This is a genomic window from Acinetobacter sp. FB (genome assembly GCF_056033405.1).
Map to the genome: position 1 here is coordinate 2,368,250 of NZ_CM148502.1, position 25,229 is coordinate 2,393,478.

The 25,229-nt window shown below is 39.6% G+C and carries 19 protein-coding genes and 1 pseudogene; 5 read left to right on the forward strand and 15 right to left on the reverse strand.

Annotation, left to right across the window (positions count from 1 at the left end; translation table 11 throughout):
* Positions 1-35: 35 nt before the first annotated feature.
* The 7 genes and pseudogenes from gyrA to xerA all read right to left on the reverse strand — a co-directional run bounded on the left by gyrA (position 36) and on the right by xerA (position 7,969).
* Positions 36-2,765, reverse strand: a complete 2,730-nt coding sequence (gene gyrA, locus AC0JIQ_RS11270; protein WP_474201700.1) for a DNA gyrase subunit A — start codon at positions 2,763-2,765, stop codon at positions 36-38.
* Positions 2,766-3,061: 296 nt separating this feature from the next.
* Positions 3,062-3,579 (reverse strand): annotated as a pseudogene (locus tag AC0JIQ_RS11275) (DinB family protein).
* A gap of 76 nt (positions 3,580-3,655) precedes the next feature.
* The gene (locus AC0JIQ_RS11280) at positions 3,656-4,153 is read right to left on the reverse strand and encodes a DUF2147 domain-containing protein (RefSeq protein ID WP_474201701.1); all 498 of its coding nucleotides are present in this window, start codon (positions 4,151-4,153) and stop codon (positions 3,656-3,658) included.
* 175 nt (positions 4,154-4,328) lie between these two features.
* Positions 4,329-5,264 (reverse strand): FAD-binding protein, encoded by a 936-nt coding sequence (locus tag AC0JIQ_RS11285; RefSeq protein ID WP_288401003.1) that lies wholly within the window; start codon positions 5,262-5,264, stop codon positions 4,329-4,331.
* A gap of 17 nt (positions 5,265-5,281) precedes the next feature.
* Positions 5,282-6,031 carry an electron transfer flavoprotein subunit beta/FixA family protein gene (locus tag AC0JIQ_RS11290; RefSeq protein ID WP_004661090.1) on the reverse strand — a complete coding sequence of 250 codons (750 nt, stop codon included), beginning with the start codon at positions 6,029-6,031 and terminating at the stop codon, positions 5,282-5,284.
* 473 nt (positions 6,032-6,504) lie between these two features.
* Positions 6,505-7,086 (reverse strand): phosphohydrolase, encoded by a 582-nt coding sequence (locus AC0JIQ_RS11295; protein ID WP_474201702.1) that lies wholly within the window; start codon positions 7,084-7,086, stop codon positions 6,505-6,507.
* Positions 7,079-7,969, reverse strand: a complete 891-nt coding sequence (gene xerA / locus AC0JIQ_RS11300) for a site-specific tyrosine recombinase/integron integrase (protein WP_474203260.1) — start codon at positions 7,967-7,969, stop codon at positions 7,079-7,081. Before xerA ends, AC0JIQ_RS11295 begins: the two co-directional genes overlap by 8 nt.
* Positions 7,970-8,129: 160 nt before the next feature.
* On the opposite strand from xerA, the gene AC0JIQ_RS11305 reads away from it, so the two are divergent.
* Positions 8,130-8,744 (forward strand): LysE family translocator, encoded by a 615-nt coding sequence (locus tag AC0JIQ_RS11305; protein WP_474201703.1) that lies wholly within the window; start codon positions 8,130-8,132, stop codon positions 8,742-8,744.
* Positions 8,745-8,798: 54 nt separating this feature from the next.
* Here the strand turns inward: AC0JIQ_RS11305 and AC0JIQ_RS11310 are convergent, their stop codons facing one another.
* The 5 genes from AC0JIQ_RS11310 to AC0JIQ_RS11330 form a co-directional block, all read right to left on the reverse strand.
* Entirely contained in the window at positions 8,799-9,401 is a 603-nt protein-coding gene (locus AC0JIQ_RS11310; protein ID WP_474201704.1) for an alpha/beta fold hydrolase, read from the reverse strand.
* A 72-nt stretch (positions 9,402-9,473) separates the two neighbouring features.
* Positions 9,474-10,328, reverse strand: coding sequence for a diaminopimelate epimerase (dapF, locus tag AC0JIQ_RS11315; RefSeq protein ID WP_046739412.1), 855 nt, complete (start codon positions 10,326-10,328; stop codon positions 9,474-9,476).
* A 6-nt stretch (positions 10,329-10,334) separates the two neighbouring features.
* Positions 10,335-11,585, reverse strand: coding sequence for a diaminopimelate decarboxylase (lysA, locus tag AC0JIQ_RS11320; RefSeq protein WP_474201705.1), 1,251 nt, complete (start codon positions 11,583-11,585; stop codon positions 10,335-10,337).
* A 22-nt stretch (positions 11,586-11,607) separates the two neighbouring features.
* Positions 11,608-11,835 carry an LPS translocon maturation chaperone LptM gene (lptM, locus tag AC0JIQ_RS11325; protein WP_004661075.1) on the reverse strand — a complete coding sequence of 76 codons (228 nt, stop codon included), beginning with the start codon at positions 11,833-11,835 and terminating at the stop codon, positions 11,608-11,610.
* 143 nt (positions 11,836-11,978) lie between these two features.
* A complete protein-coding gene (locus AC0JIQ_RS11330; RefSeq protein WP_005215059.1) occupies positions 11,979-13,391 on the reverse strand; it encodes an amino acid permease in 1,413 nt (470 codons plus the stop codon).
* Between the two features lie 291 nt (positions 13,392-13,682).
* On the opposite strand from AC0JIQ_RS11330, the gene radA reads away from it, so the two are divergent.
* Entirely contained in the window at positions 13,683-15,071 is a 1,389-nt protein-coding gene (gene radA / locus AC0JIQ_RS11335) for a DNA repair protein RadA (protein WP_474201706.1), read from the forward strand.
* 82 nt (positions 15,072-15,153) lie between these two features.
* Complete coding sequence (locus tag AC0JIQ_RS11340; RefSeq protein WP_474201707.1) at positions 15,154-16,155, forward strand: Tim44 domain-containing protein; 1,002 nt, start codon at positions 15,154-15,156, stop codon at positions 16,153-16,155.
* A 490-nt stretch (positions 16,156-16,645) separates the two neighbouring features.
* Here AC0JIQ_RS11340 and AC0JIQ_RS11345 read toward each other — a convergent pair whose 3' ends face one another.
* The gene (locus AC0JIQ_RS11345; RefSeq protein WP_005215053.1) at positions 16,646-18,274 is read right to left on the reverse strand and encodes an inorganic phosphate transporter; all 1,629 of its coding nucleotides are present in this window, start codon (positions 18,272-18,274) and stop codon (positions 16,646-16,648) included.
* A 439-nt stretch (positions 18,275-18,713) separates the two neighbouring features.
* Here AC0JIQ_RS11345 and metH point away from each other — a divergent pair, with 439 nt between their 5' ends.
* Together metH and AC0JIQ_RS11355 are read left to right on the forward strand one after the other, a co-directional pair.
* A complete protein-coding gene (gene metH / locus AC0JIQ_RS11350) occupies positions 18,714-22,400 on the forward strand; it encodes a methionine synthase (RefSeq protein WP_474201708.1) in 3,687 nt (1,228 codons plus the stop codon).
* Positions 22,401-22,569: 169 nt separating this feature from the next.
* A complete protein-coding gene (locus AC0JIQ_RS11355; protein WP_474201709.1) occupies positions 22,570-23,454 on the forward strand; it encodes a hypothetical protein in 885 nt (294 codons plus the stop codon).
* Between the two features lie 33 nt (positions 23,455-23,487).
* Here AC0JIQ_RS11355 and AC0JIQ_RS11360 read toward each other — a convergent pair whose 3' ends face one another.
* The gene (locus AC0JIQ_RS11360; protein ID WP_336943909.1) at positions 23,488-23,856 is read right to left on the reverse strand and encodes an endonuclease domain-containing protein; all 369 of its coding nucleotides are present in this window, start codon (positions 23,854-23,856) and stop codon (positions 23,488-23,490) included.
* A gap of 134 nt (positions 23,857-23,990) precedes the next feature.
* Positions 23,991-25,211 carry an MFS transporter gene (locus AC0JIQ_RS11365; RefSeq protein WP_346511453.1) on the reverse strand — a complete coding sequence of 407 codons (1,221 nt, stop codon included), beginning with the start codon at positions 25,209-25,211 and terminating at the stop codon, positions 23,991-23,993.
* Positions 25,212-25,229: the final 18 nt, after the last annotated feature.

The window sequence follows — 25,229 nt, forward strand, 5'->3', positions numbered from 1 at the left end:
AGCTGATGAGCTTCCTTTTTTTATGAATAGGATATTTACGCTTCTGGCGTATCATCTTTTGGTTCTACTGTAGCTTCTTCAGAAGCTACAGCCTCAACCTCTGTATTTTCCGTTTCTTCTGTAACGTCTAACTCTTCGTCATCTTCTACAGCTTCAATCGAAACAACACCCACTAAGGTTTCAGCATCGCTTAAGCGAATTAAACGAACACCTTGTGCATTACGACCTGTGGTTGCAACCTCAGCAGCACGCGTACGCACTAATGTACCACCATCAGAAATCAACATCAGTTCTTTGCTTTCATCAATTGATACCGCACCAACTAACTCACCATTACGTTCGCTAGTTTTAATGGCAATCACGCCCTTACCACCACGTTTCTTGGTCGGGAAATCATCAACAGGTGTACGCTTGCCATAACCGTTTGCACAAGCACACAACACTTCGCCTGTTTCAGGTACAACCACGAGCGAAACAATACGACTGACAACATTCGAATCTGATGAATCATCATTGTCATCGCTATCATCATTTTCGACTTCAGCATCCTCAGATTCAATGGTATTGCTTGCAAAACTCACACGCATACCACGCACGCCTTTTGCAGTACGTCCCATCGCACGAACATCTGTTTCAGCAAAACGAATTGCCTTCCCTTCGTTCGAGAACAACATGATCTGCTGATTACCATCGGTAATTGCAACACCGATTAAAGTATCTTCTTCGTTCAACTCAATCGCACGTAAACCGTTAGAACGAACATTACTGAATTGACTCAACTCAACACGTTTAACCGTACCTGATGCAGTTGCCATGAATACATAGTGATTTTCAGGGAATTCAGTCAACGGTAAGATTGCCGTCACGGTTTCATTCGCTTCCAACGGAAGTAAATTAATGATTGGACGACCTTTTGCACCGCGTGAAGCCTGTGGAACTTCAAACACTCTTAAGCGATAGACCTTACCGACATTGGTAAAACATAAAACCGTTGCATGGTTTGATGCCACAATTAAATGCTGGATAATGTCATCATCTTTCATGGATGTTGCAGACTTGCCACGACCACCACGACGTTGCGCTTGATAGTCAGAAAGTGGTTGAGTTTTCGCATAACCTGTTTGAGAAACAGTCAATACCACTTGTTCTTCTGGGATCAAATCTTCACGGCAGAAATCAACGCCTGATTCAACAATTTCAGTACGACGCCCATCACCATATTGTTGCAAGATTAAAGCAAGCTCTTCACGGATCACATTCATCAATAGATTAAAATCATTGAGAATTGCTGTTAATTCAGCGATTTGACCTAAGATTTCAGAATATTCTGCATGTAATTTGTCTTGTTCTAGACCCGTCAAACGGTGCAAACGTAATTCTAAAATTGCTGCCACTTGTGTTGGTGACAAGCGATAAATCTCACCAACCAGACCAAATGGACGAGCAGGATCTTCACCTTCAATCTCATCTGGACGAACAGAAATCGCACCTGCTTTTTCAAGCAATGCAACCACACCACCACCTGCCCACTCACCTGCTTGTAAACGCTCACGTGCTTCAGCGGGGTTAGCAGAAGTTTTAATGGTTTCAATAATGGCATCAATATTTGCCAAGGCAACCGTTAAACCCTCTAAGATATGTCCACGTTCACGTGCTTTACGCAATTCGAACATGGTACGGCGAGTCACAACTTCTTGGCGATGACGAATAAATGCCGCAATAATATCTTTTAGGTTCATCAACTTAGGCTGACCATTGTCTAAGCAAACCATGTTGATGCTGAACGAGTTTTGAAGTTGGGTATGCAGGAATAAGTTATTCACTGCAACTTCTGCATTTTCACCACGCTTCAAGTCGATCGCGATACGCATACCGTCTTTATCTGACTCATCACGCAGTTCAGAAATACCTTCAAGTTTCTTTTCTTTGACTAACTCAGCAATACGCTCAATGGTTTTTGCCTTGTTAACTTGGTAAGGAATCTCAGTAAAGACAATCGTAGTACGACCCGTTTTTTGATCTTCTTCGAAGTGATATTTACCACGAATATGCAAACGGCCTTTACCAGTGCGATAGGCATCAACAATGCCTGATTTACCGTAAATAATACCGCCTGTAGGGAAATCTGGACCCGTAATGTGTTCCATCAAGCCTTCAATCGAAATATTCGGGTTATTGGCGTAGGCTAAACACGCATTCACGACTTCTGTCATGTTATGCGGTGCCATATTGGTCGCCATACCGACTGCAATACCCGTCGTACCATTAATCAAAAGATTTGGAATACGTGTCGGCATGACTTGAGGAATACGCTCAGAACCGTCGTAGTTATCTTCCCAATCAACAGTATCTTTTTCTAAGTCTGCTAAGATTTCATGGGTCAACTTTTGCATACGAACTTCGGTATAACGCATTGCTGCTGCGCTATCCCCATCGACAGAACCGAAGTTACCTTGACCATCAACCAACATGTAACGCAAGCTAAAATTTTGCGCCATACGAACGATTGTTTCATATACTGCGCTGTCACCATGAGGGTGATATTTACCGATCACGTCCCCGACAACACGAGCAGACTTTTTGTACGCTTTGTTATAATCATTGCCCAATTCATGCATTGCAAACAACACACGACGGTGAACAGGTTTAAGACCGTCTCTCACATCTGGTAATGCACGAGATACAATTACGCTCATCGCGTAATCTAGATATGAATGCTTGAGTTCGTCCTCAATGGCAATCGGTCTAATTTCCGATACGCTCATGCATACTCCTTGTTTACAAGTAGATGGCTCTACTTGTTTTTATGTATTCAATCTTGCAAAAAATTAGTTCAGAAACTTGAACTAAAATTAAAAAATATAGCGAAAAATTATAGCATAAAGCACTTATTAACAGGGAGTTTGCTAATCTGAAAATAGCATTTTTTTACAATAAAAAATTTATTAGAATTAATAAGTTAAAAATCTAGTTTTCCATTTTTTAGTGAATAGAACAAAAGGTTACTTTTTAATCAAAATAATGGCATTTTTAATAAAATATTCCATCCAGTTTTTTTAAATCAGCGGTATAAATAGGCATATTTTCTTTGAAAGAAAATTAAGTCTAGCTCCAAGGACTTTGCTGTTAGCTCAAAGATCATGCTGTGCATTTGACCTCGATGATGCGTTTGATGGTTAAATAGGTGTGCCAATATTTCAATCAAAGGCTCAGTATAAACTTGACCTCGACGGACATAAGTAATCATTTGATGGAATGAAACTTCATCATGTTCATGGATAAAATTAATCAGACTTTGATCATGTTCAATTCGAGCATTCTCTAATTGGGCAAGTTGATTATAAAGAATCTCATCCAAAGTATACGTTGATGCAACAACGCCTTTGATACGCTCAAACCAAAGTATATCTCCTACCAATACATGATTTGCCGTTTGCATAAGGGATTTAAAATAAGCTTTACAGTCTTGATTTAATTGCTCCTCTGTTAAGCCGATGAGCGTAGAAAATAACTTTTGGTTTGCCCACTGATTATAATGAGCCAGCATCTGAAAAAATAAGTTTTAAAAGTATAATTCATCTAACCATGCTCTTATTTATTTTCCTTATTTTTAACATAAAAACGCCCCTTTCGGAGCGTTTGAGACATGTGAGAATTAAGGTGATTTAACCTCGACATCCATAGGTGCAGCAGTACGTACCCATACAGAGCTCCTCCCAAATAGCGAAACGCCTTTAAATGCTCGCACTCGGAGCAAACGGCCATTATTGGTCACTTCCCCCTTGCCCTGATAAGTACGACCGCTCAGAACCTCTAACAAAGTCGCATTATTATATTTGTTTGGGTTTTTGGGATCTTTGGTCACACCAGAAACAATCTCCATTCCTACAATAGGCTTATTCGTATTTGGTGCAGCACATTTCACACAATGCGTTAAGATCACGCCGCTAACGTTGGGGTAACGATGAACAATCGTTCCAGAATAAGTTCCATCAATTTTCTTTTTAAATTCGATAATAGATAAAGGTTCACCCGTACGGTCATCAATACTTTTCCAATACCCTTCAATCGAATCAGTTGCATAAACAGTTGTACTCGCCAACACTGCCCAAAACACCCCCAAAACCCATTGAGATAACGAGTTTATTTTCATTTTGCATCTCCCTATATTTTGCAAAATTATTTTTTAATTGAAGCAAACTTCTTTTACTTTCTGATTACTTAGGTCTGATCGTTGCCGTTTTTACAACAAATAATGATTTTTTCTAATCTGTTAACCATAAAAAAACCCTTGCATCGCAAGGGTTTTCAAACTTTTATTCAGAGAATTAAAGTTTAGATACCAATTCTGGTACAACAGTGTTCAAATCACCAACTAACCAGTAGTCAGCAACGCTGTTGATTGGCGCTTCTTCGTCTTTGTTGATTGCAACAATAACTTTAGAATCTTTCATACCTGCTAAGTGCTGAATCGCACCAGAGATACCGATTGCCAAGTAAAGATCTGGCGCAACAATTTTACCAGTTTGACCAACTTGGAAATCATTTGGTACGAAACCAGCATCTACCGCAGCACGTGAAGCACCTTGAGCAGCACCAAGCTTATCAGCTAATGGGTCAAGTACTTTGTGATAGTTTTCACCAGAACCTACACCACGACCACCAGAAACAACGATACGCGCAGCAGTTAATTCTGGACGATCAAGTTTCACGATTTCTTCGCTTACAAACTTAGAAATACCAGCATCTTTCGCTTCAGCAACAGCTTCAACTGCAGCAGAACCGCCTTCAGCAGCTACAGCATCAAATGCTGTACCACGAACTGTACCAACGATGATTGATTCGTCAGATTGAACAGTTGCAATTGCGTTACCTGCATAGATAGGACGCTTGAAAGTATTAGCAGATTCAACAGCGATAATGTCCGTAATCATGCTTACGTCAAGAAGTGCAGCAACACGTGGAAGAATGTTCTTACCAGTTGTTGTAGATGCAGCTAATACGTATTTGTAACCGCCTTTCGCGATGTCAGCAACTAAGCCAGCAACGTTTTCAGCCAATTGGTTCGCATAAGCAGCATTGTCAGCAAGTAATACTTTGCTCACACCAGCAACTTTAGCAGCAGCATCAGCAACTGCTTGAGCACCAGAACCAGCTACTAATACAGTAATATCACCACCGATTTTTTGAGCTGCCGCAACAACGTTTAAAGTTGCACCGTTAAGTGACTGGTTGTTGTGATCAGCGATAACTAAAATACTCATGATTTTATCCTTCTGTATTAGATCACTTTCGCTTCATTTTTCAATTTTTCAACAAGTTCGTCTACAGACTTAACTTGTACGCCAGCTTTACGTTCAGCAGGTGCTTCAACTTTAACTGTTTTAAGTTTAGTACCAGTTGCAACGCCATAGTCAGCAGGAGACTTAGTATCAAGCGGTTTTTTACGCGCTTTCATGATGTTTGGAAGAGCAGCATAACGTGGCTCATTCAAACGTAAGTCAGTTGTGATGATTGCTGGAAGACCAAGCTCAACAGTTTGTAAACCGCCATCAACTTCACGAGTAACTTGTACTTTACCGCCGTCAACTTTAACTTCAGATGCAAAAGTACCTTGACCAGCACCAAGTAAAGCACCAAGCATTTGACCTACTTGGTTAGAGTCATCATCAATTGCTTGTTTACCAAGAAGAATTAGTTCTGGTTTTTCAGCATCAACAACGCCTTTTAAAATTTTAGCAACTTCTAAAGCGCCAATTTCATCAGCAGTTTCAACTAAGATACCACGGTCAGCGCCTAAAGCCATTGCAGAACGAATTTGTTCTTGCGCGTCTTTAGAACCCACTGAAACAACAACGATTTCTGAAATCGTTCCTTTTTCTTTTAAGCGAACCGCTTCTTCCACTGCGATTTCACAGAATGGGTTAATTGACATCTTAACGTTAGTAAGGTCAACCCCAGTATTGTCCGGCTTAACACGAACTTTAACGTTGGCATCAACCACACGTTTTACAGCGACAAGAGCCTTCATGTAATCCTCGGCTGTTCTAAGCAAGTAAATGTAGTGAAGAGCATTCTAACTCTTCGATCGAAACTTTTTAGGTGCTCTATCTTGCAATGTATTTGGCATTTCGGTCAAGTCACAATTTTCGCTATGACTGTAAAAAAGATGAAATGCTCAGTTCACTAATTTTGACGGGTTATTCAGCAGATAAATATTGTTATACTTTCAGCACTTATATTAGACTTTGATTTAGCTAATATTTTATATAATTCAACCACCTAAAATGGGTATATAAAAACACGTACAAAAGATCTGTAACCGATCATTTCTGATAAATCTTAATCCAATTTACATTTTGCAAAAACTTGGCAATAAAGTAAGAATGTCTGTTCAATAAATTGCAACCACAAATAAAAAAAACAGTCGGTTATTAAACATTCAACTTTGCAACATGATGTATCTTTTATGATCTAATTTTTACTCAAAAGAGAATACCGCAATTACCATTTAAACATTGGTAATGGACTCCATGGCTTATGCAAAAAGCGTTTAAATCCAAGAAACATTAAACTCTTATGAAAACCACAATTCGGATATTGTTGCGTTAAATATTTAAAAGTTTGAAAGGGAATATTTGAACGTAATAATCCTAATGAAAAATCGGCATAATCAGCCTTTCTAAAATGTTCAACCAAGGGATATTCATCACATTCGGTAGCTGTTAACTTGTGATGCTCCGTAATCATTAAAGTCAGTTCATTTTGCCAATCAGATAATTGATTGATTTCAAGATATTGCCTCATCTGCTGCACAGAGGGTTGAATGTAATCAATCGTTTTTGCTGTCCAAATACCAATATCATGAAAAGCAACTGCAATCGCAATTTTATCATGGGTTTGTTGACCATCATCTTGAGCTAGGATTAAACAGCAACTAGCCACACGCTTACAATGATTCAAATAACCTTGATAGTCCACACCTATGATTGTTTGATATTCAGACAAGATCATCTCAATATAATTTGCACATTGAATAAATACCTCATTATCCAACGATAAAGCTGTTTTTTGTCGTTCACTCATTTTTGTGTGCTCGCGGATGGGCTTGATCATAGACTTTTGCTAATTGATCAAAATCAACATGGGTATAAATTTGGGTCGTTGATAAATTACTGTGTCCTAACATCTCCTGAACTGAACGTAAATCACCGCTTGCTGAAAGCATATGGCTGGCAAAACAATGGCGTAATAAATGAGGATGTACATCGACATTAACACCTGCTCTTTGTGCTTGCAATTTAACGCGATTTTCAATTTGACGAGGTTGTAATGTATTTCCTCGTTGTGAGATGAAAACTGCTGATTCGGCAGTAAAATTTCCTTGCCAAATTCGATAAACTTTAAGCCATTCAATCAAACCTTGTTTTGCTTTGCTTCCGAATGGCACAACTCTCGTTTTATTGCCTTTACCCGTTATACGCAACAATTGTCGATTAAAATCAATATCCTTAATCTTTAGCCCCTGTAATTCGGCTAAGCGCAATCCACTGGAATAAAGAAGTTCAAGCATCGCTTTATCACGTAGCCATAATTGTTGTTCGATCGGCTTCTCTGGCGCTGCCTGATCTAAAATCTGATTCACTGTTTCAATATCAATCATCCCTGGCAAAGGACGCGGCTGGCGCTTTAATCGAAAGTCTTCAGATGGATTTTGTTGTAGATACTGGCCTTGCTCAGCCCACTTCATAAACTGACGAATTGATGTTAAATGGCGTTGCAGACTACTCGAACTCAATTGATCTTGCTCAACTCGTGCAGCCAAGTATTCCCTTAAATCAGATGCTTCGACATCTTCTAATCGTAGCTTTTTGTATTCACAAAACTTTAAAAAATCGGTTAAATCACGTTGATATGCTGCAATCGTATGTTCCGATTGATTTTGAATAATGCGTTCTTTTAACCACATGGAAAGAAGTTTTGTAGGAGTTTCCAAATTTCTCTCCATCTTGGAATATCAACCAACTTGTATTTTAACAAATTTTCTTCTGATTTATCTTTAAACAAATCTCGAAGTATATATGGCTGTGTAATACAATATATTTCAAGTTTTATCTAGCACCATCACCATGTCAATTTTGCTTATCCCCTATATCATTGCAATCTCAATTCTTACGATTACTCCTGGTCTGGATACAACACTCATCATCCGTACCGCAACACTTGAAGGTAAAATGAAAGCATTTCAAGCAGCTTTAGGAATTAATCTAGGTTGTATTGTGTGGGGAGTTATCGTGGCCTGTGGCTTAGGTGCATTGTTGATGACTTCGGATCTTGCTTTTAATACTTTGAAATGGATAGGGGCAATTTACCTAACATGGTTGGGACTCAATCTCCTTTTAAAGCCTCGTAGCCAACTTGCGAATTTAAATAATTCAGCAGTGACAACGCAAAATTGGTTTATGAAAGGTTTTTGGGGAAACTTACTCAATCCCAAAGTCGGTATTTTCTATATTTCATTTTTGCCACAGTTTATTCCACAGTCTGCATCTCCAGTAATTTGGACCATGAGTCTTGTAATGATACATGTCGTAATCGGATTGATCTGGTCAATTTTTCTAATTGCTGCAATGCAGTCCATTTCTGCTTATTTAAAGCAACCTAAATTTATTCGATACATGGATCGCATCACAGGAAGTATTTTTATCTTGTTTGCACTAAAACTGGCCTTAACTAAAAGATAGCGAATAAAAAACATGCTGTATCACAGCACGCTTTTCATCAGTTTTAATCATGGTCTAAATCATTTTTAAATAGGCATTTATTTGTTTTGCTACCTCATCGGCATCTTGCTTTGCCAGTCCATGATCTCCACCCTCGACAATATAAAGTTTTGATTTTTTAAATATCTGATTTAAATACTGCCCAACTTCGATTGGGCTAACTGAATCTTGATCGCCCCAAATGAGTAGTGTTTCTACCTCTATCGTAGATAAAAATTCCTCATAATCGACCTTTGTCGTTACAAACCAATCAGGGGATTCCAAATATTCTTGTCGATAAAGCTGACGCCAATCTTGCACCTGAAATCGATCTAAATTGATCCCACCTGAAGTTGCAATCAATACGAGACCTTTAACCAAATCAGTTTTCTGTAAGGCCGCAGCAATCGCAAAAATTCCGCCCATGGATTGAGCGATGAGAATAGAAGGTTGCTCAATCTGCGCAACGACATAATTGCTCAGATCATCAAAATTGTTAATCTCTGGATCTGCGGCCACACCATGAAAGCCTGGATAATGAATTATTTGTTTAGTGTAGGCTTCTGGAAGTTTAGCAACCAAGGGATTCCAAAATTGAGTATTTCCAGACGCGCCTGCAAGAAAAACTAAATGATTCATTGTTATCCTTTGAAATTATAATTTTCTCTTCATGTAGACACCCCCATTTAGGAATGTCTACTTATTCCAAGATTAACCTTGGAAATATCTTAAATCCAATCGTGCATCGTAGACATGCGTGGTTGGACCTGTCATCCACACCACATCACCTTCACGCCACGCGATATGCAACTTACCACCTGCCAGCTGAACTTCAACTTCATTGGCAAGTAAACCACGGCGCATACCACTGACCGCTGCTGCACAAGCCCCTGTACCACAGGCTAAAGTCTCGCCAACACCACGTTCAAACACACGTAAACGAATATGCTTTTCATCAATGATCTGCATAAATCCAGCATTTACCCGTGAAGGGAACCGTGTATGTGATTCTACTTGTGGGCCAATACGCTCAACATCAGCAGTTAATACATCAGGTACGATAGTCACAGCATGAGGATTACCCATGTTCACAACATCAATATTGATACTTTGATTGTCTGCAAGTTCCAGTGCGTATAAGCCTTCAATATCTTCATGTTCTTGGGTAAGAAATGGAATTTCTTCTGGAAGAAATTTTGGTGGTCCCATATTTACACGAACCCACCCATTGGCACCCAACTCAGGCTCAACAATACCCGCTTTAGTTTGTACACGAATTTTAGTTTTGGTCGTCAGTTGACGTTCATGTACAAAACGAGCGAAACAACGTACACCATTACCACATTGTTCAACTTCTGAACCATCGGCATTAAAAATTCGATATTTAAAATCAACATCAGGAAAATCAGGTGGTTCAACAATCAAAAGTTGATCAAAACCCACACCAAAATGACGATCGGCTAAACGTTGAATGGTTAAAGTATCTAAATAAGCTCGCTGCGTGATCAGGTCAACGACCATAAAATCATTGCCCAAACCATGCATTTTGGTAAATTCTAAATACATCTCAATTTACTCCTCAGGCAATAAACGTTCTTTTTCCCAAAGTGATTCTATGGTTTCACGTTCACGAATTAAATAGGCTTGATCACCACTGACCATAACTTCAGCAGCACGACCACGCGTATTATAATTAGAACTCATCACAAAACCGTATGCGCCTGCACCTAATACAGCAAGGACATCATTTTCTTGAAGTGCTAAATCACGCTCTTTACCCAAGAAATCACCTGTTTCACAGATTGCTCCAACCAAATCCCAAGTTTTAACTTCAACATCAGGATTTGGATTGACTGACTGAATATCCATCCACGCTTCATATAAAGCTGGGCGAATTAAGTCATTCATCGCTGCATCAATAATGGCAAAGTTACGATGATTAGTCGGCTTGAGTAAATCCACCTTGGTGAGTAATACGCCTGCATTAGCAGAAATACTACGTCCTGGTTCCATATACACTTTGAGACCGAGCTTTTCTAAAGCTGGACGCATTGAATTAGCATACTCTTCAACACTTGGCGGAGTTTCATCTTTATAACAAACGCCTAGACCACCACCAATATCAATATGTTTGAGGTTGATACCCAAGCTTTTCAACTGCTCAATCATGACAATCACACGATCCAAAGCATCAACGAAAGGTTTAGTTTCTGTCAATTGTGAACCGATGTGGCAGTCAATACCGACAATCTCAAGATTTGGTAATGAAGCCGCATATTGATAAGTCTCATTGACCGTATCACTTGGAATACCAAACTTGTTTTCTTTCAGACCTGTTGAGATATAGGGATGAGTTTTCGCATCCACATCTGGGTTTACACGTAATGAAATCGGCGCTTTCTTGTCTAATTTCGCTGCTACTTTTTGAATCCGATCAAGTTCAGCATGAGATTCAACATTGAAACATGCAATACCTACGGTCAAAGCTTTTTCAATATCAGCTTCAGATTTACCTAAACCAGAAAATACAATTTTTGAAGGTTCACCGCCTGCTGCGAGAACACGTGCTAGTTCCCCACCCGTCACAATATCAAAACCTGCACCAAGTTTTGCTAATACATTCAGAACAGCGATATTCGAGTTTGACTTCACGGCAAAACAGATTTGATGATCAATAAAATCAAAAGCACGATGCATATCTAAATAATGCTTCTCAAATGTAGATTTTGAGTAAACATATAAAGGCGTGCCAAATTGCTGTGCGAGCTGATCTAATGAACATTGCTCAGCATGCAATACTCCATTAATGCGAGTGAAACTCATGAAGATGTCCTTATTTACAAACTTAAGGTGAGGTTGTCTGTGATACTGTTGAAGAGGTTGCTGCTTGGTTTTCAGCTTTCACATCATCAGATGACGTTTTAGCCTGAGACGTTTCATTTTTATAAAGCAGGTATTTTGCACGTTTGTCATGATTGATATCAGAAGGTAATTGCAATGCCCCTGACTGACCACATGCAGTAAGTACCACGCTACTGAATAATAAACCGATCGAACAAATGACTTGACGCATCTGAGCACCTAACTTTTACAATTCGGAGCAGTATAACGTGATCATCAGATTGGCTAAAGTCTAAACTTGAAGGAATAAAACAATATCCATAAAAAAACGCCGACTTAGATGCCGACGTTCTTGTTCATTACTTCTTTAACGGCTTACTTCTTTTTATTTAAGAAATAACCGATTGCCAAAATAACAAACCAGATTGGGCTGACTTTAAGTGACTCTAAAGTAGTTTCGTCCAAAGCAAGGAAATAAATCGTTGCAAGGAAGAATAAAATAACCACCCAACAAGTAAACACGCCACCAGGAAGTTTAAAGGTTGATTGTGCATGTAACTCAGGACGGTTTTTGCGGTAGTTAATGTAACTCCACATAATCACAATCCAGACACAGATAAACAAGATGGTCGATAAAGTGGTCGCTAAGGTAAACGCGGTAACTTCATCATTGGTTCCTGTCTTCACTTTATAAACGAATTGAACGAAAGCACCGATAAAAATACAGATAGAAGAAAAGATTAATGCTTTTGCAGGAACTGCCGATTTAGAAAGTTTTCCAAATAATTTTGGTGCTTGCTTATCCGTTGATAAACCAAACAACATACGACTGGTCGAAAATACACCACTATTCATCGATGACATCACTGAAGATAACACCACCAAATTCATAATAATCGCCGCAGAAGCAATACCCGCTTGTGAGAAGATGTTTACGAATGGACTGACTTTAGGGTTAATTTGATCCCAAGGTGTTACACACATCACCACAAACAATGCCAATACATAGAAAATAATGATTCGAATTGGAATTGAGTTAATCGCTTTAGGTAAGTTACGTTTTGGATCTTGTGTTTCAGCAGCAGTTGTACCGACCAGCTCTACACCGACAAAGGCAAAAATTGCGATTTGGAAGCCCGCAAGGAAACCATCTAAGCCTTTAGGGAACATACCACCATGTGTCCACAAGTTGCTAATACTCGCCGTTGTACCCGCAGCATTAGTGAACCCCGTAAAGATCATCCATAAACCAACCGCAATTAAGACAATAATTGCTGTGATTTTAACCATTGCAAACCAGAATTCCATTTCACCGAATAATTTTACGGTGACAAGGTTCAACCCAAGTACAAATAGAATCGCAACAGTACTAATCAACAATCCGCCCAATGGAGTAAATGACTCGCCCCCATTGAAAAATTCAAGATAGTAAATAATGGCTGATAAATCAGCGATACCAATCGTGACCCAACATAGCCAATACGTCCATCCAACAAAATAACCCGCCCAAGGACCGATTAAATCAGTGGATAAATCAATAAAAGATTTATATTTTAAATTCGATAAGAGTAATTCACCTAAAGCACGCATCACGAAAAACACCATGATACCGATCAAGCCATAAATGAATAAAATAGATGGTCCAGCTAAACTAATCGTTTTACCCGAACCCATGAACAATCCCGTTCCGATTGCTCCACCAATCGCAATCAACTGTAAATGTCGATTGGAAAGGCTACGGTGTAGCTCACCATTTTCATTTGGTGAACCAAGAAAATCATTTGACATTGTTATATTCAACTCTCGAGTTTTATGTCACAAAATTAGCCTAAAAATCTAACAATAGAAAAAGTTTTTTCGGCTTTTCATCACTTTTTTAAAATTTCAGAACTTTTTAGTTGCATTTTTAATCATCTTTTCCTCTTTTATAAACCTCGATGTACAATTCCTTGTAATTAGCAGTTTACGTGCCAAAATCGAGTTTGGCGACTGTTATAGATAAAATTTGTATTTCAGATTTCCACAAACCAAATTTTTTAAAAAATTAATTGATCTATCACGTATCTTTTACGAGTAAATATGAGCAAAGTTAAAACAGTTTATCGTTGTGAACAGTGCGGTGCAGACCATCCTAAATGGGCTGGTCAATGTTCAGAATGTGGCGAATGGAATAGCTTAACGGAAGTACGATTAGAGCCTAATATTTCACACCGCGCGCGACCTAAAGTAGGTGGCTACGCAGGACAAGTAGCCAATATTACAACGCTGAATCAAATCTCTGTCTCAAATGAAACTCGACTACAAACTGGCATCAGTGAATTCGATCGTGTATTGGGTGGTGGCCTAGTTACAGGTTCTGTTGTACTGATTGGTGGTGATCCAGGTATTGGTAAATCAACAATTTTATTGCAAACCGCAACGCATATGGCTAGTAAGAAAAGTTCAGCTCTTTATGTCACAGGCGAAGAATCACTTTCACAAGTTGCTTTACGTGCTCAACGTTTAGATCTGCCCACAGACCAACTCAGAGTTATGGCCGAAACTTGCGTGGAACGTATTTGTGAGGTTCTCGCACAAGAGCGTCCTGCTGTGGCCATTCTTGACTCAATTCAAACACTTTATACTGAAACATTACAATCCGCTCCAGGCGGAGTTTCACAAATCCGTGAGTCTGCTGCCTTACTTACTCGTTTTGCTAAAAATAGTGGTACAGCCTTATTTATTGTCGGTCACGTCACCAAAGAAGGTTCGCTTGCAGGTCCACGTGTCTTAGAGCATATGGTGGATTGTGTACTTTACTTTGAGGGGCAATCTGACTCACGTTATCGCATGATCCGTGCTGTAAAGAACCGTTTTGGTGCAGTGAATGAACTGGGTGTCTTTGCAATGACTGACAAAGGACTTCGAGAAGTTGCCAATCCATCAGCAATTTTTCTCAGTCGTTATGATGAAGCGATTCCTGGTTCAATTGTCATGATCAGCCGTGAAGGAACGCGCCCTCTCCTCGTCGAAGTTCAAGCCTTAGTTGATGATGCACACGGGCAACCACGTCGAGTGGCTCTTGGCTTAGAGCAAAACCGTTTGAATATGTTACTTGCAGTGATGCATCGTCATGGTGGTGTGCAAACCTCAGGACAAGATGTTTATGTCAATGTAGTAGGTGGTTTAAAAATTACAGAGACTGGCTCTGATCTTGCAGTTTTATTGGCTTGTGCATCAAGTTTAAGAGGTAAAGCCCTGCCACAACAATTGGCAGTTTTTGGTGAGGTTGGACTGTCTGGTGAGATTCGTCCTGTACCGAATGGTCAAGAAAGATTAAAAGAAGCGACCAAGCATGGCTTTAAATATGTGATTTTACCAAGAGCTAATGCACCGCAAAAATCTATTGATGGCGTTCAAATCATTGCCGTTGCACGCTTACATGAGGCTCTCACTGAAGCAATGCAATTGAGTGACGAGTTGACATAAAAAAACATATTTTTATAGTTGAAATTACAGATAAATACCTGCATAAATACATTTACAAATAGGATTTAAATAGGAATTTTCGATGCAAGTACACCAGCGTGGCTTGATGGCAGCTCTTTTAATGGCAACATTGGTTGCTGCACCACTTGCAGAAGCAAAACGTGCAGGTGGTGGAAAAAGCCACGGTATGAGCAGATCTAGTTCATCTAGTCAGTCATACCAACAATCTAACCAATCTTATCAGCAACCACGTCAAGTTACGCCTGCTCCACAACAAACTGCACCTCAAAAATCAGGTCCCGGTGTTGGTTCAATGGTTGCAGCTGGTGTAGCTGGTGCGGCGGTAGGTGCAGTTGCAGCTAATGCCTTAGCTGATGATAAACCACATAACCCAACAGCCACTGATCAGCAAACAGCGAATGCTCAAGCTGCACAACAAGCCCAAGAGCAAGAGAAAAAAGGTGGAATCCCAACTTGGATCTGGTTATTACTGATTGCAGGCGGTGCTTTCTTTATTTTCCGTAAATTCAGCGGTAAACAAAAAGTAGCTGCAAACAATCCTTATGCGCCAAATAATAACGGTCAAAATAATTTTGGTCGCCAAAATACAGCGCCTGCAGGTGACAATACCAATATTTTTGGTCAATCTGTCGGTGGCGGTACGGCTACTCCTCAAGCACCATTTGGCGGAGCATCAATGAGTAGTGGCAATCAATTACCTGATGGTACTGAACCTGCTGCGTTCTTACGTGTAGCTCGTCAGCGTTTTAATCATATTCAATCGGTGAATAGTGCCAGTAACATTGAAGAAATTCGTCGTTATTTAACACCTGAACTTTATTCATCTATGTACAGTGACATTATGGCCAACCAAGACCAAGATGTTGCAGAATTTAGTAATCTAAACGCAATGGTTGTAGATAGTGCCACTGAAAATGGTCAATACGTTGTTAGCGTCCGCTTTACAGGAACAGTAAGCGAAGATTTAAACAGCTTGCCGCAACCTTTCACCGAAATTTGGCATTTTGTTAAGCCTGCCGGCTCGCAACAAGATTGGGTTGTTGCGGGTATTCAACAAGCTTAATTGAATCGAACATCACGTAATACATACAAAGAGCTGTTTCGACAGCTCTTTTTTTGTCAATTTTTAGAGATAGAAATAAAAAAAGCCACTCTCTATTTTGGAGAATGGCGGAGTGTAAACCCTAATTTCGAGTGCCTATATTTTTAAATAGATTTAAACAGGCAGTTAAGTAAACTGTATATCTCAGTTATCTTAGCGGATAATCAAGAATAAAAATATTCCTCGTTTGGGGAATAAAACTATTTTTGTAATTGGTTCACGTAGATCTTCTTAGCTTATTCAGGCATTCAGGCATTCAGGCATTCAGGCATTCAGGCATTCAGGCATTCAGGCATTCAGGCATTCAGGCATTCAAATTAGAACCGATCTATTTGAGTTAGAGCCTAATATTCTTGGTTTGTGTCCGTATCTATCGCTATCTTATCACCCATAAAAAAAGCTTTGCCTCGGCAAAGCTTTTTAAAGTGATTTGGCTTTAAAGCAAATCAAATCATGATACAAACTGTAAGAATAACCAGTATAAACCACCAGATAAACAAATCGTCGCTGGTAAAGTAAAGATCCATGCAGAAAGTATTGTTTTCACTGTTGCGAAGTTCAAACCTGATCTATTCGCAACCATGGTACCTGCAACAGCACTGTTTAAAACATGTGTAGTCGATACAGGCATACCCAAGCCATCAGCAGCAGCAATGGTACTCATTGCAACAAGTTCAGCAGACATCCCTTGGCCATAAGTCATATGATTCTTACCAATACGCTCACCAACAGTCACAACAATGCGCTTCCAACCCACCATCGTGCCTAAACCGAGTGCAAGTGCGACCGCAACTTTAACCCAATTTGGAATGTATTGTAGGAATGAATCAAGATTACTACGATACTCTTTAACAGTTTTAGCTTGGTCTTTATCCATCTTCGGTAAAGCTTCTGCTTTGTCTAAACGTTTAAAAGTTGTGGTACTTAAATACATATCATTACGGATTTCGCTTACAGCGGCCTCAGGAATAGCTTTAAGATCACCGTAATTTGCAACGCGTGTTCCTAAGTGTTCTGTCATACTTGCAAGTGCTGGAACAACTTCAGGTGTTTGCTCTTTGGTTTGAATATATTTTGTGAGTACAGCACGCGCTTTCTCATCAGATAATTCATTTTGATTTACATTCAACACAGCAGCTGTTTGACTTGAAAGCTTTTCAAATGATTGAAGATGATTTGCATCTAAGCTTTTGTTTAGTGAATATGCTAATGGCACTAAACCGATCAAGATCAACATGATTAAACCCATGCCCTTTTGACCATCGTTAGAACCATGCGCAAAGCTCACGCCCGTACATGTAAAAATCAAAATTGCACGGATGAGCGGTGGTGGTGGTTTATTACCTTCTGGTGGTTGAAAAAGTTCTAATTGGCGTTTAAAAATTGTTTTAACCAACAAGAATACAATTGCTGCGAAAGCAAAACCGATTAAAGGTGAGAATAATAACGCCTTACCCACTTTAATGACTTGATCCATATCAATGCCGCTGGTTGCACCAGTTGAAGCATTTAAGAAATGGTTCATGATCCCCACACCTAAAATCGAGCCGATTAAAGTATGAGAGCTTGATGCTGGGATACCAAGGAACCAAGTCCCTAAGTTCCAAAGAATGGCTGCAATTAACAAAGCAAATACCATTGCAAAACCAGCCCCACTGCCGACATTCATAATCAGTTCAACAGGAAGTAAAGCAATAATACCGTAAGCAACAGCACCACTCGCTACCATAACCCCAAGGAAGTTACAGAAACCAGCCCACATCACTGCAACAGGTGCAGGTAATGCATTGGTATAAATCACGGTGGCAACCGCATTGGCTGTATCGTGGAAGCCATTTACAAATTCAAAGCCTAAAGCAATGAAAAGTGCCGTAGATAGAAGAATAACTGAATATAAACTCAAAGGTGGTACATGCGCTAAGTCAGCACTCACCTGAAAACCAATATAAATAAGTGTTGCAATAATAATTGTTAAAAACACCGGCATAAAAAATTTCGGTGTAGGAACATGTACATTCGTCGATTTTGCCGTAGAACTGGCAAGCGGTGAATCCGAAACAGGAGGAAGATTAGAATTCATGTAGACGGTAAGAGGATAATAAAATCCTCTGTATTGTTTAATTAAATTATGACAATTATATGACAAAGGACTGTCATATGAAGCCAAATTTTCATATTTTTCTTACATTTTTTTATGTTTTTTTTGATTCAAATCAAGATTATTTTTATTTTTATATAACAAAAACAATATCTTAATTCAAAATAAATTCAATCAAACCTGTTTGTCTGATTTTGCAACAAACACAACAAAATATGAAACTTATTTGTCATATTTCGAAATATACGTTGTCTTTTTAGGCATTATTCACCGAAATTATTGCAATTTCATGAAGCTTTTATGACATTTTCAACCTGACTGGATGAATCACATCATCCTGATGCTGAAAATACGCGCTTTTTGTTCGCTTCTGTTACAATGCCCCTGCTTTTTTATCTTCATCATCGACTGGGGTTTCTGAATGTCCACGCTTACCACCCTACAATCACTTCTTGCCCAACGTATCCTGATTATTGATGGTGCAATGGGGACGATGATTCAACGCCATAAATTAGAAGAACAAGATTATCGTGGTGAACGTTTTGCAGATTGGGCCTCAGACCTAAAAGGCAATAATGATTTATTGGTGCTAACACAACCACACATTATTCAAGGCATCCATGAAGCTTATTTGGATGCAGGTGCAGATATTATTGAAACCAACAGCTTTAACGGCACACGTGTTTCAATGTCGGACTATCACATGGAAGACCTCGTACCAGAGATCAACCGTGAAGCAGCGCGTTTAGCTAAAGCAGCTTGTGAAAAATATTCAACGCCTGATAAACCGCGTTTTGTTGCAGGTGTACTTGGACCAACCTCACGTACCTGTTCGATTTCACCGAATGTGAACGACCCTGCATTCCGTAATATTACTTTTGATGAACTCAAAGAAAACTATATTGAAGCTGCCCATGCCTTGATTGAAGGTGGTGCAGACATTCTCTTGATCGAAACTGTGTTTGATACCTTGAACTGTAAAGCTGCAATCTTTGCGGTAAAAGAAGTATTCAAGCAAATTGGTCATGAACTGCCGTTGATGATTTCAGGCACCATTACCGATGCATCAGGTCGTACCTTAACGGGTCAAACCGCAGAAGCGTTCTGGAACTCAGTACGTCATGGTGACTTACTCTCAATTGGTTTTAACTGTGCCTTGGGTGCAGACGCGATGCGTCCACACGTAAAAACCATTGCTGATGTTGCTGATACTTTTGTCTCTGCGCATCCAAATGCAGGTTTACCAAATGCCTTTGGTGAATATGATGAAACCCCAGAACAAACAGCCGCATTCATCAAAGAATTTGCTGAAAGTGGTCTCATCAATATCACGGGTGGTTGCTGTGGTACCACACCAGATCATATCCGTGCGATTTATAACGCAGTTAAAGATATCAAGCCACGTCAAATTCCTGAAACCAAACCAGCCTGCCGTTTAAGTGGTTTAGAGCCATTTAACATTTATGATGATTCATTATTCGTCAATGTGGGTGAACGTACCAACGTTACGGGTTCAAAAAAATTCCTACGTCTCATCCGTGAAGAAAAATTTGCCGAAGCTCTAGAAGTAGCTCAGCAACAAGTTGAAGCTGGTGCACAGATCATCGACATCAACATGGATGAAGGCATGCTCGATTCGCAAAATGCGATGGTGCACTTCCTGAATCTAGTGGCATCTGAGCCTGATATCTCTCGTGTGCCAATTATGATTGACTCATCAAAATGGGAAATCATTGAAGCAGGCTTGAAATGTGTACAAGGTAAACCCGTCGTCAACTCGATTTCATTAAAAGAAGGTTATGACGAGTTTGTCGAAAAAGCACGTCTATGCCGCCAGTATGGTGCTGCGATTATTGTGATGGCCTTTGATGAAACAGGTCAAGCTGATACCGCTGCACGTAAACGTGAAATCTGTAAACGTTCTTATGATGTTCTTGTCAATGAAGTGGGCTTCCCTGCCGAAGATATTATTTTTGACCCGAACGTATTTGCAGTGGCAACAGGGATTGAAGAACACAACAACTATGGTGTCGACTTTATTGAAGCCACAGGTTGGATTAAGCAGAACTTGCCGCACGCCATGATTTCAGGTGGTGTCTCAAACGTTTCCTTCTCCTTCCGTGGCAATGAGCCTGTGCGTGAAGCAATTCACTCGGTATTCCTTTACCATGCCATCAAACAAGGCATGACCATGGGGATCGTGAACGCTGGTCAAATGGCGATTTACGACGATATTCCAAAAGAACTGAAAGATGCGGTAGAAGATGTTGTTCTGAATCAGAACCAAGGTGAGTCTGGTCAAAACGCCACAGAAAAACTGCTTGAAGTGGCAGAGAAGTTCCGTGGTCATAGTGGCGCACAACGTGAAGCTGAAAACCTCGAATGGCGCAACGAGTCGGTAGAAAAACGTCTTGAATATGCCTTAGTCAAAGGTATCACCACTTATATTGATGAAGATACCGAAGAAGCCCGTTTAAAAGCCAAGCGTCCACTCGATGTGATTGAAGGTGCATTGATGGATGGCATGAACGTGGTTGGTGACCTGTTCGGCTCAGGTAAAATGTTCCTGCCGCAAGTAGTGAAATCTGCACGTGTAATGAAACAAGCTGTCGCTTGGCTGAACCCATACATCGAAGCTGAAAAAACAGGTAGCCAGTCTAAAGGTAAAGTGTTGATGGCGACTGTTAAGGGTGACGTACACGATATTGGTAAAAATATCGTGGGCGTGGTCTTGGGCTGTAACGGTTATGACATCGTTGACCTTGGTGTGATGGTACCTGCGGAAAAAATCCTGCAAACTGCGATTGATGAGAAATGTGACATCATCGGTTTGTCTGGTTTGATCACCCCATCTTTGGATGAAATGGTGTTTGTTGCTAAAGAAATGCAGCGTAAAGGCTTTAACATTCCATTGTTGATTGGTGGTGCAACGACCTCAAAAGCACATACCGCAGTGAAGATTGATCCGCAATATCAAAATGATGCGGTGATCTATGTAGCTGATGCTTCTCGTGCGGTCGGTGTAGCAACTACCCTGCTATCAAAAGAAATGCGTGGCAATTTTATTGCAGAACATCGTGCTGAATATGCCAAGATTCGTGAACGTTTAGCCAACAAGCAACCGAAAGCGGCTAAACTCAGCTATGCTGAATCAATTGAGAATGGTTTCAAGGTGGATGACAACTATGTGCCACCGATTCCAAATAGTTTAGGTACGCAAGTCATTACCAATTATCCATTGGCGACATTGGTTGAGTACTTTGACTGGACACCATTCTTTATCTCTTGGAGCTTGGCAGGTAAATTCCCGAAAATCCTGACAGATGAAGTGGTCGGTGAAGCGGCAACGGATTTGTATAACCAAGCACAAGAGATGTTGAAAGACATTATCGAGAATAACCGTTTCGATGCACGTGCTGTATTTGGTTTATACCCTGCGCAACGTACAGGTGCGGATACAGTGAGTGTGTTTGATGAATCTGGTCAAAAGGTTACGCATACCTTTGAGCATATTCGTCAACAGTCAGACAAAGTGACAGGCAAACCAAATTTATCTTTAGCGGACTTTATTAGCACCTCTAAAGATAATACCGATTATCTTGGCGGTTTCACTGTATCAATCTTTGGTGCTGAAGAATTGGCGAATGAATATAAAGCCAAAGGCGATGATTACTCAGCGATTCTGGTTCAGTCTTTGGCCGATCGTTTTGCCGAAGCATTTGCCGAGCATTTGCATGAACGTATCCGTAAAGAGTTCTGGGGCTATAAAGCCGATGAGACTTTGGGCAATGAAGAATTGATCAAAGAGAAATATGTCGGTATTCGTCCTGCACCAGGTTACCCTGCTTGCCCAGAGCATTCTGAAAAAGCGGTATTATTTGACTGGTTAGGTTCGGAAGCGAAAATTGGTACCAAGTTGACTGAACACTTTGCAATGATGCCGCCATCTTCTGTCAGTGGTTTCTATTATTCGCATCCAGAAAGTGAATACTTTAATGTGGGCAAGATTTCTCAAGATCAGCTTGAGGATTATGCAAAGCGTAAAGGCTGGACACTGGATGAAGCGAAGCGTTGGTTAGCACCGAATTTAGATGATTCGATTGGTTAGTTGAATCCCCCTAAATCCCCCTTTATAAAAGGGGGACTTTCACGTATCTAATAAATTACGTGACCGCTCCTCCCTTTTTCAAAGGGAGGTTGGGAGGGATTATTGTTGCATTCAAATATTTCATATAAGATCAAATAACAACCTATTCAATATTCTAATGAGTTTGTAAATGCATGGTATCTGTGCTCTTTGTAAAGATGAAACTAATTTAAAAGAAAGCCATCTAATTCCAAAGTTTGTAGGTAAATGGTTGAAACGAACTAGTGCTACGGGTTATCTACGTGACATAAAGAATATAAATAAAAGACAACAAGATATTTTCAAAGAATATCTACTTTGTCATAACTGCGAAATTTTATTTTCAGGATGGGAAAAACTATTTTCAGAACAAATATTTTTGCCTAGCTTAGACAAACAACAATATATTTCATCTTACAATGAATGGCTTTCAAAATTTTGTGCATCACTATCATGGCGGACATTAATATATATAAAAAGACAAAATAGTGACTTTAACGATGAGTCAGAGTATTTTTTAAAACAAACGCATCAAGCTGAAACTCATCTAAGAAACTTTCTATTAGGAAATACATCTAACCTAGATCAATATGAACAACATATTTTTCCGTTATCTGAAATAGAAAAACCACCTGAATCATTGAATTTCCCATCAAATATTAATCGCTACTTTCTTCGAAGTATTGGTATTGATGTTCTTACAGGTGACAAAGATATTTATACTTTCACGAAACTCCCAACATTCTTAATTATAGGTATTATCAGTTCAAAATATTCAAAACAAATGCGAGCTAGTAGGGTTGCACTTAAACAGGGAATTCTAAGACCATCAAATTTGGTAATGCCAGAATATTTATTAGGTTATATGAAAGATAAGGCTAGAGAAATTCAAGTCAAGGTTAGCGATATTTCAGAAGATCAAAGCAATAAAGTATATGAAACCGTTACAAGCAATTTAGATAAAACTGCTGATTCAAAATCTTTTGAAGCAATGATGCATGATTACAATATTTTTGGGGAGAAAATCTTCAAATAAATCCTCCCCAGCCCTCCTTTAAAAAAGAGGGATTTAGGAGGATTCTAACCTTCGCCGAACTACACAATAAATCTGTTCTACCACAGCATCAATTTCAGTCAAAATTTGATGATTACTAAATCTCAGTGTCAGAAGTCCAAGCTCATTCAAAGCATAATCTCTATTTAGATCAGCCCCTAATCCTTCTTCTGTATAGTGCTGCCCACCATCACATTCAATAACTAAATGTGCTTTGGGACAATAAAAATCCACTATAAAATTTAGAATTGGCTTCTGTCTATAAAACTGCAATTCTAAAATCTGTTTACGTCTGATTCTTTGCCATAGTAGTTGCTCAGCATTAGTCATATTGCTCCGTAAATCACGGGATGGCTGTTTTAAATTTTTGTTATAAGGTTTCATGAATTTGTCATCTTTAGAATTATTAATTTTTAAATTTACAAAGTCTAATTCACTTTTAGTTGAACTCATTCAAAATATTTCAAATAAAAAAATCTCTCAATCCTTTAGAACTGAGAGACTTAAATATAAACGACCTATTTAACTTTTGTATTTGGCAAAAAGACTGTTGCGAAGCCAAGCAGTGGTAAAAAAGAACATAAACCAAATACCCATTCGATTCCATTCACATCAGCCAAATGCCCAAGCCCTGCTGCTGCAATACCGCTGACACCAAACATCAAACCAAACATTAAACCTGAGATCATGCCAACACGCCCTGGAACAGCCTCCTGAGCATAAACTACCATTGCAGCAAAAGCAGACGACAACACTAAACCGGTTATCACGGATAAAACTGTTGTCCAAAACAAGTTGGCATACGGCATCATCAAAGCAAAAGGCGCCATCCCTACAAAAGACACCCAAATTACCGCTTTACGCCCAATTCGATCGCCAATCGGACCACCTGCAAAAGTACCCAAAGCAACCGCTGCCAAAAATACAAACAAATGTAATTGAGCCGTTTGAAGACTAATCTGAAACTTATGAATCAAATAAAAAGTAAAATAGTTACTAATACTCGCGATATAAGTAAATTTAGCGAACATCAATACACTAATCGTAGTTAGAGCAATGATTAATTGGCGACCATGCAACTTGGTTTGTGTTTGATTGACCTTTGCAGCAAATGAGTTTTTTGCATGGCTAATCGTCCAACGACTTACTCCAAATAAAACCCAAATTGCTAATAATGAAAATACTACTAACCATGCAACCGCATGTTGTCCAAAAGGCACAATAATCAAAGCAGCCAATAATGGTCCAATTGCAGTTCCTGTATTACCGCCGACCTGAAAGGTCGATTGAGCTGTACCAAAACGTCCACCCGATGCCATTCTCGCCACACGCGAAGCTTCAGGATGAAAGGTTGCAGAACCTACCCCAATCAATGCAGATGCGAGCAACAATACGGTAAAAGTTGGAGAAAATGCGAGTAGTAAAATACCGCATAATGTGACCATCATTCCTAATGGTAAAAGATATGGTTTTGGATGTTTATCAGTATACAGTCCAATCCAAGGCTGAAGCAGTGAACCCGTAATCTGATATACAAAGGAAATCAGCCCGACTTGCGCAAAACTGAGTGCAAAGTTTGCTTTAAGCATGGGATAAATAGCGGGTAAAACTGCTTGAATTAAATCATTAAGTAAGTGTGCAAAAGCCACAGCACCAACGATCTTCATGATCATACCTTGCGGTTGCTCATTTGTAGCAGTATTTGCAATACCATCATTCAACTGTATTGAAGACGTCATATCCGAAAAACTCCAATA

Excerpts from the sequence above, each read along its gene's own strand:
- gyrA (WP_474201700.1), bottom strand. The coding sequence starts at position 2,765 with ATGAGCGTATCGGAAATTAGACCGATTGCCATTGAGGACGAACTCAAG.
- AC0JIQ_RS11280 (WP_474201701.1), bottom strand. The coding sequence starts at position 4,153 with ATGAAAATAAACTCGTTATCTCAATGGGTTTTGGGGGTGTTTTGGGCA.
- AC0JIQ_RS11285 (WP_288401003.1), bottom strand. The coding sequence starts at position 5,264 with ATGAGTATTTTAGTTATCGCTGATCACAACAACCAGTCACTTAACGGT.
- AC0JIQ_RS11290 (WP_004661090.1), bottom strand. The coding sequence starts at position 6,031 with ATGAAGGCTCTTGTCGCTGTAAAACGTGTGGTTGATGCCAACGTTAAA.
- AC0JIQ_RS11295 (WP_474201702.1), bottom strand. The coding sequence starts at position 7,086 with ATGAGTGAACGACAAAAAACAGCTTTATCGTTGGATAATGAGGTATTT.
- xerA (WP_474203260.1), bottom strand. The coding sequence starts at position 7,969 with ATGTGGTTAAAAGAACGCATTATTCAAAATCAATCGGAACATACGATT.
- AC0JIQ_RS11305 (WP_474201703.1), top strand. The coding sequence starts at position 8,130 with ATGTCAATTTTGCTTATCCCCTATATCATTGCAATCTCAATTCTTACG.
- AC0JIQ_RS11310 (WP_474201704.1), bottom strand. The coding sequence starts at position 9,401 with ATGAATCATTTAGTTTTTCTTGCAGGCGCGTCTGGAAATACTCAATTT.
- dapF (WP_046739412.1), bottom strand. The coding sequence starts at position 10,328 with ATGTATTTAGAATTTACCAAAATGCATGGTTTGGGCAATGATTTTATG.
- lysA (WP_474201705.1), bottom strand. The coding sequence starts at position 11,585 with ATGAGTTTCACTCGCATTAATGGAGTATTGCATGCTGAGCAATGTTCA.
- lptM (WP_004661075.1), bottom strand. The coding sequence starts at position 11,835 with ATGCGTCAAGTCATTTGTTCGATCGGTTTATTATTCAGTAGCGTGGTA.
- AC0JIQ_RS11330 (WP_005215059.1), bottom strand. The coding sequence starts at position 13,391 with ATGTCAAATGATTTTCTTGGTTCACCAAATGAAAATGGTGAGCTACAC.
- radA (WP_474201706.1), top strand. The coding sequence starts at position 13,683 with ATGAGCAAAGTTAAAACAGTTTATCGTTGTGAACAGTGCGGTGCAGAC.
- AC0JIQ_RS11340 (WP_474201707.1), top strand. The coding sequence starts at position 15,154 with ATGCAAGTACACCAGCGTGGCTTGATGGCAGCTCTTTTAATGGCAACA.
- AC0JIQ_RS11345 (WP_005215053.1), bottom strand. The coding sequence starts at position 18,274 with ATGAATTCTAATCTTCCTCCTGTTTCGGATTCACCGCTTGCCAGTTCT.
- metH (WP_474201708.1), top strand. The coding sequence starts at position 18,714 with ATGTCCACGCTTACCACCCTACAATCACTTCTTGCCCAACGTATCCTG.
- AC0JIQ_RS11355 (WP_474201709.1), top strand. The coding sequence starts at position 22,570 with ATGCATGGTATCTGTGCTCTTTGTAAAGATGAAACTAATTTAAAAGAA.
- AC0JIQ_RS11360 (WP_336943909.1), bottom strand. The coding sequence starts at position 23,856 with ATGAAACCTTATAACAAAAATTTAAAACAGCCATCCCGTGATTTACGG.
- AC0JIQ_RS11365 (WP_346511453.1), bottom strand. The coding sequence starts at position 25,211 with ATGACGTCTTCAATACAGTTGAATGATGGTATTGCAAATACTGCTACA.